This is a genomic window from Streptomyces sp. NPDC050161, assembly GCF_044460025.1.
Classification (GTDB): domain Bacteria; phylum Actinomycetota; class Actinomycetes; order Streptomycetales; family Streptomycetaceae; genus Streptomyces.
This window is the reverse complement of the sequence record NZ_JBITJM010000006.1, coordinates 1-16951: the sequence shown is the minus strand read 5'-3', so window position 1 is coordinate 16951 and position 16951 is coordinate 1. Positions and strand designations below refer to the sequence as shown.

16 protein-coding genes and 1 rRNA gene are annotated in these 16951 nt (G+C 70.2%); 10 read left to right on the top strand and 7 right to left on the bottom strand.

Annotation, left to right across the window (positions count from 1 at the left end; genetic code table 11):
* Positions 1-46 precede the first annotated feature (46 nt).
* The gene (gene serB, locus ACIBK8_RS12425; RefSeq protein WP_393679094.1) at positions 47-1294 is read right to left on the bottom strand and encodes a phosphoserine phosphatase SerB; all 1248 of its coding nucleotides are present in this window, start codon (positions 1292-1294) and stop codon (positions 47-49) included.
* Positions 1295-1698: 404 nt separating this feature from the next.
* On the opposite strand from serB, the gene ACIBK8_RS12420 reads away from it, so the two are divergent.
* Positions 1699-4233: an FHA domain-containing protein gene (locus ACIBK8_RS12420; RefSeq protein WP_399041694.1), complete on the top strand. Its 2535-nt coding sequence runs from the start codon at positions 1699-1701 to the stop codon at positions 4231-4233.
* Positions 4234-4320: 87 nt separating this feature from the next.
* Here the strand turns inward: ACIBK8_RS12420 and ACIBK8_RS12415 are convergent, their stop codons facing one another.
* Complete coding sequence (locus tag ACIBK8_RS12415) at positions 4321-5046, bottom strand: transglycosylase SLT domain-containing protein (RefSeq protein WP_399041693.1); 726 nt, start codon at positions 5044-5046, stop codon at positions 4321-4323.
* A gap of 327 nt (positions 5047-5373) precedes the next feature.
* Entirely contained in the window at positions 5374-6075 is a 702-nt protein-coding gene (locus tag ACIBK8_RS12410) for a nitroreductase family protein (RefSeq protein ID WP_399041691.1), read from the bottom strand.
* Between the two features lie 359 nt (positions 6076-6434).
* On the opposite strand from ACIBK8_RS12410, the gene ACIBK8_RS12405 reads away from it, so the two are divergent.
* The 3 genes from ACIBK8_RS12405 to ACIBK8_RS12395 all read left to right on the top strand — a co-directional run bounded on the left by ACIBK8_RS12405 (position 6435) and on the right by ACIBK8_RS12395 (position 8717).
* Positions 6435-7580: a GAF domain-containing sensor histidine kinase gene (locus ACIBK8_RS12405; RefSeq protein ID WP_399041690.1), complete on the top strand. Its 1146-nt coding sequence runs from the start codon at positions 6435-6437 to the stop codon at positions 7578-7580.
* Positions 7573-8259 carry a response regulator gene (locus ACIBK8_RS12400; RefSeq protein ID WP_393679087.1) on the top strand — a complete coding sequence of 229 codons (687 nt, stop codon included), beginning with the start codon at positions 7573-7575 and terminating at the stop codon, positions 8257-8259. Before ACIBK8_RS12405 ends, ACIBK8_RS12400 begins: the two co-directional genes overlap by 8 nt.
* 251 nt (positions 8260-8510) lie before the next feature.
* The gene (locus ACIBK8_RS12395; RefSeq protein ID WP_399042066.1) at positions 8511-8717 is read left to right on the top strand and encodes a chaplin; all 207 of its coding nucleotides are present in this window, start codon (positions 8511-8513) and stop codon (positions 8715-8717) included.
* A gap of 220 nt (positions 8718-8937) precedes the next feature.
* Here ACIBK8_RS12395 and ACIBK8_RS12390 read toward each other — a convergent pair whose 3' ends face one another.
* Positions 8938-9747 (bottom strand): hypothetical protein, encoded by an 810-nt coding sequence (locus ACIBK8_RS12390; RefSeq protein ID WP_399041688.1) that lies wholly within the window; start codon positions 9745-9747, stop codon positions 8938-8940.
* A 90-nt stretch (positions 9748-9837) separates the two neighbouring features.
* Between ACIBK8_RS12390 and ACIBK8_RS12385 the strand changes: the two genes are divergently transcribed.
* The 4 genes from ACIBK8_RS12385 (at position 9838) to ACIBK8_RS12370 (ending at position 13015) form a co-directional block, all read left to right on the top strand.
* Positions 9838-10650 carry an ABC transporter ATP-binding protein gene (locus tag ACIBK8_RS12385; RefSeq protein WP_399041686.1) on the top strand — a complete coding sequence of 271 codons (813 nt, stop codon included), beginning with the start codon at positions 9838-9840 and terminating at the stop codon, positions 10648-10650.
* Between the two features lie 60 nt (positions 10651-10710).
* Positions 10711-11121, top strand: a complete 411-nt coding sequence (locus ACIBK8_RS12380; protein ID WP_399042065.1) for an NfeD family protein — start codon at positions 10711-10713, stop codon at positions 11119-11121.
* Positions 11122-11244: 123 nt separating this feature from the next.
* The gene (locus ACIBK8_RS12375; RefSeq protein WP_393679082.1) at positions 11245-12183 is read left to right on the top strand and encodes an SPFH domain-containing protein; all 939 of its coding nucleotides are present in this window, start codon (positions 11245-11247) and stop codon (positions 12181-12183) included.
* 67 nt (positions 12184-12250) lie between these two features.
* Positions 12251-13015: a sulfite exporter TauE/SafE family protein gene (locus ACIBK8_RS12370; RefSeq protein WP_399041685.1), complete on the top strand. Its 765-nt coding sequence runs from the start codon at positions 12251-12253 to the stop codon at positions 13013-13015.
* A 52-nt stretch (positions 13016-13067) separates the two neighbouring features.
* On the opposite strand, the gene ACIBK8_RS12365 is transcribed toward ACIBK8_RS12370, so the two are convergent.
* The 3 genes from ACIBK8_RS12365 to ACIBK8_RS12355 all read right to left on the bottom strand — a co-directional run bounded on the left by ACIBK8_RS12365 (position 13068) and on the right by ACIBK8_RS12355 (position 15401).
* Positions 13068-13571, bottom strand: a complete 504-nt coding sequence (locus ACIBK8_RS12365; RefSeq protein ID WP_393679079.1) for an HNH endonuclease — start codon at positions 13569-13571, stop codon at positions 13068-13070.
* A 467-nt stretch (positions 13572-14038) separates the two neighbouring features.
* Positions 14039-14575, bottom strand: a complete 537-nt coding sequence (locus ACIBK8_RS12360; protein ID WP_393679077.1) for a YbhB/YbcL family Raf kinase inhibitor-like protein — start codon at positions 14573-14575, stop codon at positions 14039-14041.
* A gap of 43 nt (positions 14576-14618) precedes the next feature.
* Positions 14619-15401 carry a sporulation protein gene (locus ACIBK8_RS12355; protein ID WP_399041684.1) on the bottom strand — a complete coding sequence of 261 codons (783 nt, stop codon included), beginning with the start codon at positions 15399-15401 and terminating at the stop codon, positions 14619-14621.
* Positions 15402-15558: 157 nt separating this feature from the next.
* On the opposite strand from ACIBK8_RS12355, the gene ACIBK8_RS12350 reads away from it, so the two are divergent.
* Both ACIBK8_RS12350 and ACIBK8_RS12345 read left to right on the top strand, forming a co-directional pair.
* On the top strand, positions 15559-16212 hold the full coding sequence (locus tag ACIBK8_RS12350; RefSeq protein ID WP_399041682.1) for a DNA-3-methyladenine glycosylase: 654 nt from the start codon (positions 15559-15561) through the stop codon (positions 16210-16212).
* Between the two features lie 646 nt (positions 16213-16858).
* Positions 16859-16951: ribosomal RNA gene (locus tag ACIBK8_RS12345) — 16S ribosomal RNA — on the top strand; the annotation flags it as partial.

The following is a 16951-nucleotide window of genomic DNA, read 5'->3' as shown; positions in this document are numbered from 1 at the left end:
CGCCCCTGGGTGAGCGGGCGGTCGGCGGGGGCCTGGGCCCACGCCGTCAGCCGGCGTGGGTGTCCGCCGCCTCGACCTCTTCGCGGGTGATGCCGAGCAGATAGAGCACGGTGTCAAGGAACGGCACGTTCACCGCGGTGTGCGCCGCCTCGCGCACCACCGGCTTGGCGTTGAACGCCACCCCGAGACCCGCCGTATTGAGCATGTCCAGGTCATTGGCGCCGTCCCCGATGGCGACGGTCTGCGCCAGCGGCACCCCTGCCTGCTCCGCGAAACGGCGCAGCAGCCGCGCCTTGCCCGCCCGGTCCACGATGTCGCCCGTGACCCGGCCGGTGAACTTCCCGTCCTTGATCTCCAGGGTGTTGGCGGAGGCGAAATCCAGCCCGAGTTCATCCTGGAGCGCATCCGTGACCTGCGTGAACCCCCCGGAGACCACGCCGACTTGGTAGCCGAGCCGCTTGAGGGTGCGCACCAGGGTGCGGGCACCGGGCGTGAGCCGCACCTCCTTGCGCACGGTCTCCACGACGGAGGCGTCGAGCCCGCCCAGCAGCGCGACCCGCGCGTGCAGCGACTGCTCGAAGTCCAGCTCGCCGCGCATCGCCTGGGCGGTCACCTCGGCGACCTCCGCCTCGCAGCCCGCGTGCGCCGCGAACAGCTCGATGACCTCGTCCTGGATCAGCGTCGAATCGACGTCCATGACCACCAGCCGCTGCGCACGCCGCTGAAGACCGGCGGAGACCACCGCGACGTCCACGCCGAGTATCGCGGCCTCCGGCGCCAGCACGGTGCGCAGCGCCTCCGTCGCCGGTCCCGAGACCGCGAACTCCACGGCGGTGACCGGGTACTTGGCGAGCCGGAAGATGCGGTCGATGTTGCCGCCGCAGGACGTTATGGCGGCGGTGATCGCGGCGGTGGACTCCGCGGTCAGCGGATGCCCGAGCACCGTGACGTGCGAACGGCCGGTGCCGCGCGGCCGGTTGTCGCCCCGGCCGGAGATGATCTCGGCCTGGAGGTCCAGCGAATCGGCCCAGCTGTGGACGGTGGCCCTCAGGTCACCCTCGGTCGCGCCGCTGCTCCCCTCGGTGTGCGAAGGGGCGGTGACCAGCGCGCACAGCACGATGCGGCCACGGGTCACGACCTGTTCGATGTCCACGACATCGACGGAGTAGGCGGCGAGGGTGTCGAAGAGACCTGCGGTGATGCCGGGCCGGTCCTTCCCGAAGATCTTCACGAGAAGGGTCGGTACGTCATCGCCGATGACGGCGGTGGCAGGCGGTGTCTGCGATGCGCTCATGGTGCCTTTACGGTAACCGCCCGGCGCGGACGACCGTACAGGTGTCCGTCGTTCGGACCGGCGAGACGGCTCCCCGGTCCCGGCCCGCGCCGTACGGGTGGCCGCGGGGCCTGCGGAGGCCGCGCGGGGCGGGCCGGCGGCCCCCGCACTGATCGTTACCGACTCGTGTCCGCCCCCTGCGGGGAGCCGCGCCGGGTGCACGGTTTCGCCTCTGGGGCGACGTTTGACGGTTGCCCCAGGGGCACCCCGCGGTCACCTCGCGGCTCGCCGGACGGCCCCGGCGGCCGGGACGTGTGCCCCGCTCGCGTCCCGGTTTCCGGTCGGAGGGCCGAGCCTGAAATAGTTCCCCACGATGTTCGCCATCCCTGGATTCCCATACAGGGCGTCACTCGGGGGACTATGTAATGGGGCATGGAGTGCCTGAACTCGTACTCGAATTGAACGGAAGGACCTGGACTCTCGACCCGTCCAGGTCCTACACCGTGGGCCGTGATCCGCAGGGCGATGTGGCCCTCGACGACGCCAGGGTTTCCTGGCGCCACGCCACGGTGCGATGGGCCGGTCACAGCTGGATCATCGAAGACCAGGGCAGTACCAACGGCACGTACTCCCAGGGGCAGCGGATCCAGCAGCTGGAGATCGGCCCCGGCTCGGTGGTGCACCTGGGCAACGCCACCGACGGTCCCCGGATGACGCTGTCGGGCGGCGCGGCGCCGGCCGCCGGTGCCTATCAGGCGCAGCCCGCGATGGCCCCGCCGCACCACGGCCACCAGGCGCCGCCCGCTCACCAGCCGCCCGCCCCGCACGGCCACCAGCCGCCGCCCCAGGGGCAGCAGCCGTACGTCCCGCCCCAGCAGGCCCAGCAGCCCCCGGCCCCGAACGCGGGCGGCGCCGTCCCGCCGCAGGGCGGCGACCGCAGCCCGACCACGTTCCACCGCCTGGACCTCGGCCGCGTGATGCGCATCGGCCGTGCCCTGGAGAACGAGCTGGTCGTCTCCGACCTCCAGGTCTCCCGCCACCACGCGGAGTTCCGGGCCACCCCGGACGGCCGGTTCGAGATCCGCGACCTGGGAAGCCACAACGGCACCTACGTCAACGGCCAGCCGGTCCCCAAGTCCGGCACCGCCGTCATCGGCGCCCACGACATCATCGGCGTCGGCCACTCCACGTTCCGGCTGGTCGGCGACCGTCTTGAGGAGTTCGTCGACACCGGCGACGTCTCCTTCTCCGCCCGTCATCTGACGGTCACCGTCGAGGGCGGCAAGCAGATCCTCAAGGACGTCTCCTTCGGCGTCCCCGAGAAGTCGCTGATCGCCGTCATCGGCCCGTCGGGATCCGGCAAGTCGACCCTGCTCAAGGCGCTGACCGGCTACCGGCCCGCCAACCAGGGCGATGTCCTCTACGACAACCGGAACCTCTACAAGCAGTTCGCCGAGCTGCGTCAGCGCATCGGCCTGGTCCCGCAGGACGACATCCTCCACAAGGAGCTGTCCGTCCAGAAGGCACTCCGCTACGCCGCCAAGCTCCGCTTCCCCGGAGACACCGCGGAATCCGAGCGCGAGGCCCGCATCGACGAGGTGCTGCGCGAGCTGAAGCTGGACGTCCACAAGGACAAGAAGGTCACCTCGCTCTCCGGCGGCCAGCGCAAGCGCGTCTCGGTCGCCCTGGAGCTGCTGACCAAGCCGTCGCTGATCTTCCTGGACGAGCCGACATCCGGCCTCGACCCGGGCATGGACCGCGACGTCATGCAGCTGCTGCGCGGCCTCGCCGACGACGGCCGCACGGTCCTGGTCGTCACGCACTCGGTGGCCGAACTCGGCATCTGCGACAAGCTGCTGGTCATGGCGCCCGGCGGCGGGGTGGCGTACTTCGGCCCGCCCGAGGAGGCGCTGAACTTCTTCCAGTACGACACCTGGGCCGACGTCTTCTCGGCGTTCGAGAACTACCGCGACTACGACTGGATGGGCCGCTGGCGCGGCTCCCCGCACTACCAGATGTACGCGGCGGACATCGACGCCGTCGCCGCGCAGTCGGTGCAGATCCAGTCGCCGCCTGCCCGGATGCAGAAGTCCCAGAGCTGGGGCTCGCAGCTGTGGACCCTGATGCGCCGCTACGTCTCGGTGCTCGCGTCCGACCGCGGCTTCCTGGCACTGATGGTGATCCTGCCCGCGGTGCTCGGCGTCGTCTCGATCCTGATCCCCAGCGACTACGGCTTCGCGTACGGTCCCGACAACCGGCACGGCGCGAACCGCGACGCCAGCACGATCATGCTGATCCTCGCGGTCGGCATGTGCTTCTCCGGCGCGGCCAACTCGGTCCGGGAACTGATCAAGGAACGGGTCATCTACGAACGCGAACGGGCCACCGGCCTGTCGCGGTCGGCGTATCTGATGTCCAAGGTGATCGTGCTGGGCGTCGTCACCGCCTTCCAGGGCGTGATCATCTCGGTGATCGGCTTCTGCACACGGAACATGCCGAGCGAGGGCCTGATCCTGGAGCACCTGCCCGCCGTCGAGATGGCGCTGGCGATCATCGCCCTCGGCTTCACCTCGATGATGTTCGGGCTGGTCATCTCCGCGCTGGTCAAGACCGCTGAGAAGACCATGCCGCTGCTGGTCATGTTCGCCATCGTCCAGGTCGTCTTCACCGGCGTGCTCTTCCAGCTGTTCGACACGATCGGCGTCGCGCAGCTCTCCTGGCTGATGCCGTCGCGCTGGGCCGTCGCCGCGATGGGCGCGACCGCCGACATGAACAGGCTGCTGCCGTGGGAGCCGGCCAACCCGCTCAAGGGCACCCCCGCCAACCCCGACGCGCTGTGGCAGCACCAGCCCGGTGTCTACGTGATGGACATGATCATCCTGATCGCGCTGGGAGTGGCGCTCGCCTTCGTCGTGGCACGGCTGCTGCGCCGCCACGAACCGGAGGTCATGCGCAAGTGACCAGGTCCGCCCCGTGCGGACACACCACCGCCGAGGGGCGGCACCCGATCGCGGGTGCCGCCCCTCGGCGGTAGGTGCGCTGCCGGCTCAGTAGGCCGAGTTCACGTTGTCCATCGAGCCGTACTTGTCGGCCGCGTAGTTGCAGGCGGCGGTGATGTTGGCGACCGGGTCGTAGGCGTCCCAGGAGGTGCCTTCGACGTGGTACGCCTGGAAGGTCGGGGCGATGACCTGGAGCAGGCCCTTGGACGGCACGCCGTTGATGGCGTTGATGTCCCAGTTGTTGATGGCCTGCGGGTTGCCGGCCGACTCCCGGATGATGTTCCGGTGGATGCCCTCGTACGAGCCGGGGATGCCCTTCTTGGCCATGATGTCGAGCGACTCACGGATCCAGCCGTCGAGGTTGTTCGCGTAGGTCTTGGCCGCCGGAGCGGTGGCGGCGACGGGCACCATGGTGCGCGCGGCGGACCGGCTCGCGGTCTTCGTCGCGGCGCGCTCGTCGGCGGCCTTCTCGGCCTTGGCCTTGGCCACGTCGGCCTTCTTCTTCGCCACGGCGGCCTCGGCCCGGCCGGCCTTCGTGGAGGCGTCCGCCTGCTGGGCGATGGTGGCCTGCTGGGTCTGTGCCGCGGTGGTGACCGCACGGAAGGTGACCGGCTGCGCCTGCTGGGCGGCTGCCTGGTCGGTGCTCTGGCCGGCGTCGGCGCCGGGGACGAGGCCGAAGACCAGCGCGGCGGCACCGGCGGTGGCGACTCCGGCGGCGGAGAGCTTGTGGGTCAGCGTCAGGCGGTCAAGGCCGGGTATGGCGTGCTTGGGCATGGCGAAGAAGACCTTCCGATGGGGGACCGTCGCAGGGTGCCGGGGTTGGCGGAGAACGCCGGGTGGAGACCGCGGCGCCGAGCGACGGGAGCCATTCTTAGCGGCCGTAAATTCGCCGGGCAAAGGTGTGACGTACGAGGCGGGGTAGTGGGAGCGGGGGGTCGAATCGCACATCCCCGACGGGAGCATCCCAGCTCATACCGTCTTTATGTGGCGACTACCCCCGGTCGTAAGTGACCTGCGCCCTATGTGCGGCGTCACACCCGGACCGGGTTTAACTCGCCGGGTGTGATCGCAACTGCACAGCCTGTGTGCCGTTCTGCGGACTCAGATCTCGACCATCACCTGGTCCAGGGACTTCCGGACCAAATCGGGCACTTCGCAATCCGGGGCGGGGTAGCCGACCGGGATCACGGCGAACGCCTTCTCGTTGGCGGGCCGCTCCAGGACCTCCTGCAGGAACCGCATCGGACTCGGCGTGTGCACCAGCGCCGCGAGACCCGACAGATGCAGCGCGGACAGCAGCATCCCGACGGCGATACCCACCGACTCGTCCACGTAGTAGTGCTTGCGCTTGCTGCCGTCGTCGCCCAGCCAGTGCCGCTGCTGGAAGACGACGATCAGCGCCGGTGCGTCGGTCAGGTGGGGCTTCACCTCGTCGGTGCCCAGCGGTCGCAGCGCCGCGAGCCACTCCTCGCCCAGCCGCCCGTCGTACGAGACGCGTTCCTCCTCCTCGGCCGCCGCCCGAATCCTGCGCCGCACCTCGGGGTCCTTGACCAGGACGAACGTCCACGGCTGCTGATGGGCCCCGGACGGCGCGGTCGCGGCGCACGCGATGGCGTCCCGCACCACCTGTGCGGGCACCGGATCCGTGGAGAACTGCCGGACGGTGCGGCGGCCGTCCATCCGCTCCCGCAGCTCGGCGGCGCGGGCGAGCGACTCGTCCGCGGGCATCCGCGCGGGGCGGTACGGCACGGGGCGGTAGGGGTCGCCGTGGGTCGGTATCCAGTTCCTCGTGGGTGCATTCATGCCCCGAGTCTGGAACCCGGGGCGACGGCGCGCGGGAGGATCCCCGAATTCGTGCCACGCACCCCGCCGTCCCAGCCATCGCCGCGCCCCCGGGACCGCACCGCGATGCGTACCCTCCGCGCCTTATCTCCCCATGCACACCATCTGCCCTATATAAGGGGGCAAATCCCAAGAGTGATGCTCGTTCCCGCACGCCCCGTATAAGGAGGACACCCGGAGCCCGGCACGAACCCCGGCCGAGCCGCCGCACAGGCACCCGTCGGGCGCCCCCTCAGGGCGTTCGACCTAGGACGGCAGGCCGAGGACCGGGGCGCCGGTGGACCGATACGCGCCGGGCGAACCGCCGGTACCGTGAACCCATGACCAACGGACCGGGGGCCGGGATCCCCGCGGTGAGCAGCGCGATCCTCGCGATGAGCCGGCATCTCGAAGTGCGCGACGTCCTCAAGACGATCGTCGCCTCCGCCCGCGAGCTGCTGGACGCCGAGTACGCGGCGCTGGGCGTGCCCGACGATCACGGCGGCTTCGCCCAGTTCGTGGTGGACGGCGTCAGCGAGGAGCAGTGGAAGGCCATCGGCCCGCTGCCCCGCCAGCACGGCATCCTCGCCGCGATGCTGCACAACGCCACCCCGGAACGCCTCGCCGACGTCCGTGTGGACCCCCGCTTCCGCGGCTGGCCATCGGCCCACCCCGACATGTCCGACTTCATCGGCCTGCCGGTCGCCGACGGGAACGAAATCCTCGGCGCCCTCTTCCTGGCCAACAAGCGCTGCCCCAAGCCGGAGGGCACCTGCGGCTTCACCGCCGAGGACGAACGGCTGCTCGGCATACTGGCGCAGCACGCCGCCATCGCGCTCACCAACGCCCGGCTCTACGAACGCAGCCGCGAGCTGACCATCGCGGGGGAGCGCGCCCGGCTCGCCCACGAACTGCACGACGCGGTCGCCCAGAAGCTCTTCTCGCTCCGGCTGACCGCACAGGCCGCCGCCGCCCTGGTCGACCGTGACCCGGCCCGCGCCAAGGGCGAACTCCACCAGGTCGCCGCGCTGGCCGCGGAAGCCGCCGACGAACTGCGCGCCGCCGTCGTGGAGCTGCGCCCCGCGGCCCTGGACGAAGACGGCCTGATCGCCACGCTGCGCTCGCAGGCGCAGGTCCTGGACCGGGCGCACACCGCCCGCGTCACCTTCGAGACCCAGGGGGTCAGGGCGCTGCCGGCCTCCCAGGAGGAGGCCCTGCTCAGGGTCGCCCAGGAGGCCCTGCACAACGCCCTGCGGCACTCCGGGGCCGCACAGGTCGACGTCACCCTCGTCCGGCACGGCCAGGGCGCCCTGCTCCGGGTCGCCGACGACGGGCGCGGATTCGACACCGGCACCGTCCGCCGGGCCGGCCGCCACCTGGGCCTGGTCTCGATGCGGGACCGGGCCGCCGGCGTCGGTGGAAAGCTCACCGTGGAGTCGGAGCCCGGCAAGGGCACCGCTGTCGAGATGGAGGTGCCTGGTGGCTGACAACGAAACCCCCCGTGCGGGCCGCGCGGAACAGGGCGCGGGAGGCGCCATCCGCGTCCTGCTCGTCGACGACCATCAGGTCGTACGCCGCGGCCTGCGGACCTTCCTTGAGGTGCAGGACGACATCGAGGTGGTGGCGGAGGCGTCCGACGGCGCGGAAGGCGTCGCCGCCGCCGGACAGTTGCGCCCGGACGTCATCCTGATGGACGTCAAGATGCCCGGCATGGACGGCATCGAAGCACTCCGCAAACTACGCGAACTGGACAACGCTGCCCGGGTGTTGGTCGTCACCAGCTTCACCGAACAGCGCACCGTCATCCCGGCGCTGCGCGCGGGCGCCGCGGGATACGTCTACAAGGACATCGACCCGGAGGCGCTGGCCGGCGCCATCAGGTCCGTGCACGCGGGGCACGTCCTGCTCCAGCCCGAGGTGGCCGGCGCGCTGCTCTCCCAGGACGAGGGCAACGGCGGCCAGGGGCGCGGCACTTCGCTGACCGAGCGGGAGCGCGAGGTGCTCGGCCTGATCGCGGACGGGCGCTCCAACCGCGAGATCGCCCGCGCTCTCGTGCTCTCCGAGAAGACGGTCAAGACGCATGTCTCCAACATCCTCATGAAGCTCGACCTCGCCGACCGGACGCAGGCCGCACTGTGGGCCGTTCGGCACGGAATCGGGGCCTGAGCCCTTCCCCGGGCGCCCCGACCGCCGTGCCCCGCCCGCCCGTTGGGCCACGGCGGCGGGCGTGGCCGTCGTCTTGCCGATGCGAGATTCATACTGTCGTGTAGGTGTCCCCCACTTGGCGTAACCCTCTTCGTGCCCCGCCGTTGTCCAGTGCAGTCGTGGCGGCCGGCCACGGCACCGGCACATCAGTAAGTGGCAACGAGGAGAGCAGAGCAGTGAACAAGAGCATCAAGCGGGCAGCGGCCGTCACCATGCTGGCGGGCGGTCTCGCCGCGGCGGGCGCCGGAGTCGCCTCCGCCCAGTCCGGGGCGCAGGGTGCCGCGGTGAACTCGCCCGGCGTCGCCTCCGGCAACGTCGTGCAGGCCCCGGTGCACATCCCGGCCAACGTCTGCGGCAACACCGTCAGCATCATCGGCGTCCTCAACCCGGCCTTCGGGGCGCCCTGCCTGAACGTCTGACCAGGCAACCGCCCGTGAGGGCGAGATGAGTTCACCCGGCCCCGCAGGCAACCGCCCGCGGGGCCGGGGCCGTTGTGCGGCACGGCACGGCACGGCACGGCACGACGTCGACCCGGCCCCGGCCCGCCGCCCGCTCACCCGGCAAGACCACTGGCCCGGGAGTCATCCCCTCCCGCCGCCGTGCCCGTGCTGCGCCCCCCCATCACCTACCTCCCCCTCATCACCCCCTGCGCTCCCGCTCCTCCACCGCCGAGTTGTACGCCGCGACCTGCGCCCGCCGGGCCGTACGCTCCACCGGACGCAGTGCATCGGCGCGCGCCGCCATCTCCGACGCGCTCACCGCCGCGCCGTGCTCCCCGTTACCGCCGGCCTGCCGGGCGATACCGATCAGCGCGCCCACCCGCTGCGCCAGCTCCAGCACCCGGACCGCCCGCGGCGGATAGCCGGGGGCCAGCACCTGCCGGCCGGCCTCCGCCCGCGCCCGGTACGCCGCCAGCGCGGCCTGCGCCACCGGTCCGGATCCGGCCACATCCAGCAACGACAGTGCCTCGGTCGCCTCCCGCAGTGCCTCGGCGAGCTCCCGCTCGGCCTCGCCGAGCGACGGCACGTCGGCAGGCGGCGCCTCACGCACCGGCAGGCAGTGCCAGACCACCTCCACGTGCACGTCGGGGCCCGCGCCGCCCTCAGGGCCGGCCGTGAGTATCTCCGGGACCAGGCCCAGACCGGCTCCGGCCGCGAGCACCGCCTCGCCGGCCTCCAGCGCCCGCGCATTGAACTCCGGGGGCCCGCTCAGGCCCAGCGGATGCCCCGGCGCCGGCAGCGCCGTCCGCAGGCCCACGGCGCCCAGGGCCCGCAGCCGCCCCAGCGCGAGCGTCAGACCGACCGGTCCCGTCTCACCGGGCAGGCCCTGTACGCGGTGCACCGCATCGTCGTCCGCGATCCGGTCCGCGGCTTCATCAGGAGAGACAAGTCCGGCCAATAGGGCATTTCCCCACGACGCCAGCCGTCCCGAACGAGGTTCATCGAGCATGGTCCCCAGCCTAGGGAACAGCACTGACAACGAGTGGCGTAGGTTTGCAGGGGGGATGCGCCTACAGGCGCACGCGACGACCGAGAAGCAATGGGAGACAACGCGCTCATGAGCGATGTGCTGGAGCTGGTGGACGTATCCGTGGTCCGCGAAGGACGGGCTCTGGTGGACCAGGTCTCCTGGTCGGTGAAGGAAGGGGAGCGCTGGGTGATCCTCGGCCCCAACGGCGCCGGCAAGACCACCCTCCTGAATGTCGCGTCCAGCTACGTCTTCCCGACCACAGGAAGCGCCAGGATCCTCGGCGAGCAGCTCGGCAAGGTCGACGTCTTCGACCTCCGCCCGCGCATCGGCATCGCCGGTATCGCGCTCGCCGACAAGCTGCCGCGCAGCCAGACCGTCCTGCAGACCGTGCTCACCGCCGCCTACGGCATGACCGCGCACTGGCAGGAGAACTACGAGGACATCGACGAACAGCGCGCCCGCGCCTTCCTCGACCGCCTCGGCATGACCGAGTACCTCGACCGGAAGTTCGGCACCCTCTCCGAGGGCGAGCGCAAGCGCACCCTGATCGCCCGCGCCATGATGACCGACCCCGAACTCCTCCTCCTGGACGAGCCGGCCGCCGGCCTCGACCTCGGCGGTCGCGAGGACCTCGTACGCCGCCTGGGCCGCCTCGCCCGCGACCCGTACGCGCCCTCGATGGTCATGGTCACCCACCACGTGGAGGAGATCGCCCCCGGCTTCACCCACGTCCTGATGATCCGTCAGGGCAAGGTGCTCGCCGCCGGGCCGCTCGACCTCGAACTGACCTCGGCCAACCTCTCCCGCTGCTTCGGCCTCCCGCTGGTCGTCGAGCGGAACGGCAGCGACCGCTGGACCGCCCAGGGACTGCCCCTTTCCTGACGCTTTACGCCCTGTCCCGCGCCGCGTCACCCGGCCTACCATGAAGCCGTGGACGCATGGGTGTGGTGGCTGATCGCCGCCGTAGGACTGGGTATTCCGCTCGTCGTGACCGCGATGCCCGAGTTCGGGATGTTCGCGGTCGGCGCCGTGGCAAGTGCCGTCACCGCAGCGCTCGGTGGCGGCACGGTCGTGCAGTTCCTCGTGTTCGCCGTCGTCTCGGTCGCCCTGGTCGCGGTGGTGCGCCCCCTGGCCAACCGCCACAGAACCCAAAGTCCCGGACTGGCATCGGGAGTTGACGCCCTGAAGGGCAGGACCGCGACCGTCCTGGAGCGGGTCGACGAGGGCGGCGGACGCATCAAACTCGGCGGCGAGGTGTGGTCCGCGCGCGCCTTCGACGGCGAACAGGTCTACGAGCCGGGGCAGAAGGTCGACGTCGTCGAGATCGAAGGCGCCACCGCCGTGGTGATCTGACCGGAAAACGTTGTGGTCATCTGACCGGAACGCTCTCGCGACGAGCCAGGATTCTGAAAGACTCGATCAACAGGCAATCCGGCCCCGGCCGGAGGATCAGTAACGAAGGGCACGGGAGCTGCTGTGGCACCGATCATCATCGTCCTGATCATCTTGGTGGTGCTCGTGTTCATCGCACTCATCAAGACGATCCAGGTCATCCCACAGGCCAGCGCCGCGATCGTGGAGCGCTTCGGCCGCTACACCCGCACGCTCAACGCGGGCCTGAACATCGTCGTCCCGTTCATCGACTCCATCCGCAACCGCATCGACCTCCGCGAGCAGGTCGTGCCGTTCCCGCCGCAGCCGGTGATCACCCAGGACAACCTCGTCGTCAACATCGACACGGTCATCTATTACCAGGTCACCGACGCCCGCGCCGCGACGTACGAAGTCGCCAGCTACATCCAGGCGATCGAGCAGCTGACCGTCACGACGCTCCGCAACATCATCGGTGGCATGGACCTGGAGCGCACCCTCACCTCCCGCGAGGAGATCAACGCGGCGCTGCGCGGCGTCCTCGACGAAGCCACCGGCAAGTGGGGCATCCGCGTCAACCGCGTCGAGCTGAAGGCCATCGAGCCGCCGACCTCCATCCAGGACTCGATGGAGAAGCAGATGCGCGCCGACCGTGACAAGCGCGCCGCGATCCTCCAGGCCGAAGGTGTCCGGCAGTCCCAGATCCTCACCGCGGAGGGTGAGAAGCAGTCCTCCATCCTGCGTGCCGAAGGTGAGGCCAAGGCCGCCGCGCTGCGCGCCGAGGGTGAGGCACAGGCGATCCGTACGGTCTTCGAGTCCATCCACGCCGGTGACCCGGACCAGAAGCTGCTGTCGTACCAGTACCTCCAGATGCTCCCGAAGATCGCCGAGGGCGACGCCAACAAGCTCTGGATCGTGCCCAGCGAGATCGGCGACGCCCTCAAGGGCCTCGGCGGCGCACTCGGCAACTTCAACCCCACAGGCGGCGGCACCCCGCTCACCAAGTCCGCCACCCCGCCCCGCCAGGCGCCCCCCATCGACTGACCACCGCGGCCCCTGTGGTGCATGATCGGCCGGACCAGTACCCGCCGATCATGCACGGGGGAAGCGCATGTCTCTCTGGGAAGCACTCGCCGTCCTCGCGGCGGGCCTCGGAGCCGGCACGATCAACACCATCGTCGGCTCCGGAACCCTCATCACCTTCCCGGTGCTGCTGGCCGTCGGCCTCCCGCCGGTCACGGCCAACGTCTCCAACTCCCTCGGCCTGGTACCCGGTTCACTCAGCGGAGCCATCGGCTACCGCCGCGAACTGGCCGGCCAGCGCCCGCGCATCATCCGCTTCGGCGTCTTCGCCCTCATCGGCGGCCTCGCGGGCGCAGTCCTGCTGCTGGCACTGCCGTCCGACGCCTTCGACACGATCGTCCCCGCACTGATCGCCGTCGCCCTCGTGCTCGTCATCGTCCAGCCCCGGCTCGCCGCGGCCCTGCGCACCCGCCGCACCCGCAAAGGCACCACACCGCACCCCGACGGCAGCATCGCCCTGCTCATCGGCCTGATGCTGGCCAGCGTGTACGGCGGCTACTTCGGCGCCGCCCAAGGAGTCATCTACCTCTCCCTGATGGGCCTGCTGCTCAACGAGGGCCTGCAACGCATCAACGCACTCAAGAACGTCCTCGTCCTGCTCGTCAACGGCGTGGCCGTGCTCTTCTTCCTGTTCGTCGCCACCTTCGACTGGACCGCCGTGGTCCTCATCGCCGTCGGCTCGGCGGTCGGCGGACAGATCGGCGCCAGGATCGGCCGCCGGCTGCCGCCCGTCGTCCTGCGCGCGACGATCGTCGCCGTCGGCGTGGTCGCCATCATCCAACTCCTCCGCTGAAGGAGGGACGGAGGCAACCCTCCGCGTCACCGACGCACCAGGACGGACGCCGCTACGCCGGCAACGCCAGCCACTCCGGCAGCTCGTCGCGCACGGACACCCCCAGCGCCGACAGCATCGCGTCCGCAGGCGTCGGCTCGAACGGCCGCCGCAGCAACCGCATCCCGGCCTGCTCCGGTGTCCGGTCCGCCTTCCGGTGATTGTCCTCGGCGCAGGAAGCGACGGTATTCAGCCAGGTGTCCCCGCCGCCGTGCGACCGCGGCACGATGTGGTCCACGGTCGTACCCCGCCGCCCGCAGTACGCGCACACATGCTGGTCACGGACCAGCACACCCCGCCGCGACCACGCCGCACGTCTTCGGAACGGCACCCGCACATACCGGCTGAGCCGGATCACCTGCGGCACCGGAACGTCCACCGAAGCGGCCCGGATACGCAGCCCGGGATGCGCGTGCTCGACGACGGCCTTGTCCTGCATCACCAGCACCACCGCGCGCCGCAGCGACACCGTCGACAGCGGCTCGAAGCTCGCATTGAGCACCAGCGTCTCGCGCATCCCGCCCACCTCCCGGAACCCCGCTCGCCCCCGCGGCGACCTGGCTCCACTGTGCAGGGAAGCAATTCCCCCGACAACGCAATTTCCGTACGCCACAAGGGAGATGACAGGTAATCACGGGGTGAACACCGAACGAGGAGAGAGGCCGCCCCGGGGGGCACAGCAGACAGGACACCTGAAGCCGGGCGGACCGGCCCAGGCACCAGCCCCCGCCCCCGCCCGAAGAAGAGTGCGCTCCGGATCCCACCCCCGTAACCACCGGGATCCGGAGCGTACGGCGACCGGCGCGGACGCCCGGCACGCGGCCGGCCTCCGGCGAACGGGGGGCGACACACCTGCGCCCCGCCGCTCCCGCCACAGCGGTACCGGCCGCCCGGCGGCTCCTGAGAACCGCCGACCGCCACCACTGTGCGTACGGGGAGCGCCGGGGCGCAACGGAATTACGGGCCGCGGCCCTCTTACGGGACTCAGCCCGCGGGCAGCTCGAACTCGGCCACCAACTGGGCCCGGCCCAGCGTGTGGAACCTCAGGTTGAAGCCGACCACCGCGGGCGATGCGTCCCCGTCCGGGCCGAGCTTCTCCTGGTCCACCGCGTACACGGTGAAGACGTACCGGTGCGGGCCGTCCCCGGGCGGCGGCGCCGCGCCCCCGAAGTCCCGCGTCCCGTAGTCGTTCCGGACATGGACCGCGCCCTCGGGCAGGCCCTTCATGTCACCCGAACCGGCACCGGCCGGCAGCTCCGTCACCGACGCCGGAATGTCGAACAGCGACCAGTGCCAGAAGCCGCTGCCCGTCGGCGCGTCGGGATCGAAGCAGGTGACGGCGTAGCTCTTCGTCCCCGCGGGCGCGCCGTCCCACCGCAGCTGCGGCGAACGGTTGCCCTCGGAGTACACCTGCTCCGGACGCAGCGTCCCGCCCGGCTCCACCTCGTCGCTCAGCACCGTGAACTCCGGCACCTGCGGGTGGAAATCGTGCGGCAGCGGCCGTCGCTTCAGCTCGGACACCCTCGACACCTCCTGGTCGCTTGCTGACACCTGTCCGGCCAGGTTAGAGCCAGTTCCGCTGACCGCCGACCTCGGCCAGCCACTGGTTGAGGTATCCCGCCCAGTCGGTCTGCTCGAAGTCGTGCAGACCGACGGTGAACTGCCGGTAGGTGTCCGAGCCACCGGTGAACAGACCCGGCTTCTTGTCCATCTCCAGGACGACGTCCATCTCCCGGTCGTCGGCGACGAACGACAGCTCCACCTCGTTCAGCCCGCGGTACTGCTGCGGCGCGTGGAACTCGATCTCCTGGTAGAAGGGCAGACGCTGGCGCGTCCCCCGGATGTGCCCCTGCTCCAGGTCCGCCGCCTTGAAACGGAACCCGAGCTGCCCGAACGCGTCGAGGATCGCCTGCTGCGCCGGCACCGGGTGCACGTTCACCGGGTCCAGATCACCGGAGTCCACCGCACGGGCGATGGCCAGCTCCGTGGTCACCCCCACGCTCATCCCGCGCAGATGCTGTCCCAGGAACGTCGTGATCGGCGTCTCCCACGGGATCTCCAGACCGAACGGCACGGTGTGCACGGCCCCGGCCTGCACCTCGAACGCGCCACCGAGCTGCACCTTGGTGAACTCGATGTTCCGCTTGTACTCCTCGTCGCCGCTCTCGACCTCGACGCGCGCCTGCAACCCGACGGACAGCCCCTGGATCTCCTGCGCCACGGACCCGCCCTGGATCCGCACCTCACCCTGCGCGACCCCGCCCGGGACGACGTTCTCCTCGAAGAGCACCGTCTCCACCGACGCGCCCCCGGCTCCCATGCTCGCCAGCAGCTTCTTGAACCCCATGCTCGTCCTCCCCAGGCGCACGCCTGTGTTCTGTGTAGCCCGCCGAAGACCTCGGCTCGATCCCTACGAACGTGAAACGGCGCGGGCCGGTTCCACGGCCACACCTTCCCAACGCCGGGGCCCCCATGGCCAGTCACCCGCACTACCCTCGGAGCGCATGACCGACGTACCGGAACGTATGCCGCTCGGCCGCGCGTTCTTCAACCGCCCCGTGCTGGAAGTGGCCCCCGACCTCCTGGGACGCACCCTTGTACGTGCCACCCCGGACGGCCCGATCGAACTCCGCCTCACCGAGGTCGAGGCATACGACGGCCATCGAGACCCCGGCTCGCACGCCTACCGTGGACGCACCGCCCGCAACGCCTCCATGTTCGGCCCGCCCGGACACGCCTACGTCTACTTCATCTACGGCATGTGGTTCAGCATGAACCTCGTCTGCGGCCCCGAGGACCACGCGAGCGCGGTCCTGCTGCGCGGCGGCGAAATCCTCACCGGCAGCGCCCTCGCCGCCGAACGCCGCCCCAAGGCCCGCACCGCCCACGAACTCGCCCAGGGCCCCGCCCGCCTCGCCACCGCCCTCGGCATCGACCGCTCCCTGGACGGCGCCGACCTCTGCTCCACCCCCGCAGGCCCGCTGTCCCTCCTGCACGGCAGCCCGCCCCCGCCGGACCGGGTGAGCTGCGGCCCGCGCACCGGCGTCGGCGGCGACGGCGCCACCCACCCCTGGCGCTACTGGATCGACGGCGACCCCACGGTCAGCCGCTACCGCCCGCACGTCCCGCGCCGACGCCGGCCCGCCAAGGCCACGTGACGGAGCCCATACTTGACTCGTACGGACCGAACGTCTAACGTGGCCCGAGCCGCTGGAGACGGGCAGCGCTATCTGCGCAGACCGGTCGGCGGCACAACCACTACCTACGAACGATTCCCTCAGCGGGGTCTTATTTCGCGTTGCCGAAATTCGATTCCATCGGCTCGATTATGAGCCTCCGGGGAAAACCGCTAAAGTAGTGACCACGCCGAAAGGCCGACAGCAAAAGCAGTCGGGCCAAGGCGAACCTCCGACAGATAATCGGAACCCGATTCGGACCGGAAACGGAACGGAAAAGGATCTGATACAGTCGGAAACGCGAAAAGGCCGAAAGGCCGGATCGCACCGGCGAAAATCAGGACCGCGAGGATCTGATAGAGTCGGAAACGCAAGACCGAAGGGAAGCGCCCGGAGAGCCTGGTGAAACAGGCACAAAGGAAGCGTCCGTTCCTTGAGAACTCAACAGCGTGCCAAAAGTCAACGCCAGATATGTTGATACCCCGTCCACTTCGGTGGATGAGGTTCCTTTGAAAGTCCATCCGGCCCACGGGTTCGGGTGGCACACACAGCGAGGACGCTGTGAACGAGCAGCCTATTCCGTTGCTCGTTCCGCTCTCGTGTGTGTTGACCCGATTACGGGTAAACATTCACGGAGAGTTTGATCCTGGCTCAGGACGAACGCTGGCGGCGTGCTTAACACATGCAAGTCGAACGATGAAGCCCTTCGGGGTGGATTAGT

Excerpts from the sequence above, each read along its gene's own strand:
- serB (WP_393679094.1), bottom strand. The coding sequence starts at position 1,294 with ATGAGCGCATCGCAGACACCGCCTGCCACCGCCGTCATCGGCGATGAC.
- ACIBK8_RS12420 (WP_399041694.1), top strand. The coding sequence starts at position 1,699 with ATGGGGCATGGAGTGCCTGAACTCGTACTCGAATTGAACGGAAGGACC.
- ACIBK8_RS12415 (WP_399041693.1), bottom strand. The coding sequence starts at position 5,046 with ATGCCCAAGCACGCCATACCCGGCCTTGACCGCCTGACGCTGACCCAC.
- ACIBK8_RS12410 (WP_399041691.1), bottom strand. The coding sequence starts at position 6,075 with ATGAATGCACCCACGAGGAACTGGATACCGACCCACGGCGACCCCTAC.
- ACIBK8_RS12405 (WP_399041690.1), top strand. The coding sequence starts at position 6,435 with ATGACCAACGGACCGGGGGCCGGGATCCCCGCGGTGAGCAGCGCGATC.
- ACIBK8_RS12395 (WP_399042066.1), top strand. The coding sequence starts at position 8,511 with ATGCTGGCGGGCGGTCTCGCCGCGGCGGGCGCCGGAGTCGCCTCCGCC.
- ACIBK8_RS12390 (WP_399041688.1), bottom strand. The coding sequence starts at position 9,747 with ATGCTCGATGAACCTCGTTCGGGACGGCTGGCGTCGTGGGGAAATGCC.
- ACIBK8_RS12385 (WP_399041686.1), top strand. The coding sequence starts at position 9,838 with ATGGGAGACAACGCGCTCATGAGCGATGTGCTGGAGCTGGTGGACGTA.
- ACIBK8_RS12370 (WP_399041685.1), top strand. The coding sequence starts at position 12,251 with ATGTCTCTCTGGGAAGCACTCGCCGTCCTCGCGGCGGGCCTCGGAGCC.
- ACIBK8_RS12365 (WP_393679079.1), bottom strand. The coding sequence starts at position 13,571 with ATGCGCGAGACGCTGGTGCTCAATGCGAGCTTCGAGCCGCTGTCGACG.
- ACIBK8_RS12355 (WP_399041684.1), bottom strand. The coding sequence starts at position 15,401 with ATGGGGTTCAAGAAGCTGCTGGCGAGCATGGGAGCCGGGGGCGCGTCG.
- ACIBK8_RS12350 (WP_399041682.1), top strand. The coding sequence starts at position 15,559 with ATGACCGACGTACCGGAACGTATGCCGCTCGGCCGCGCGTTCTTCAAC.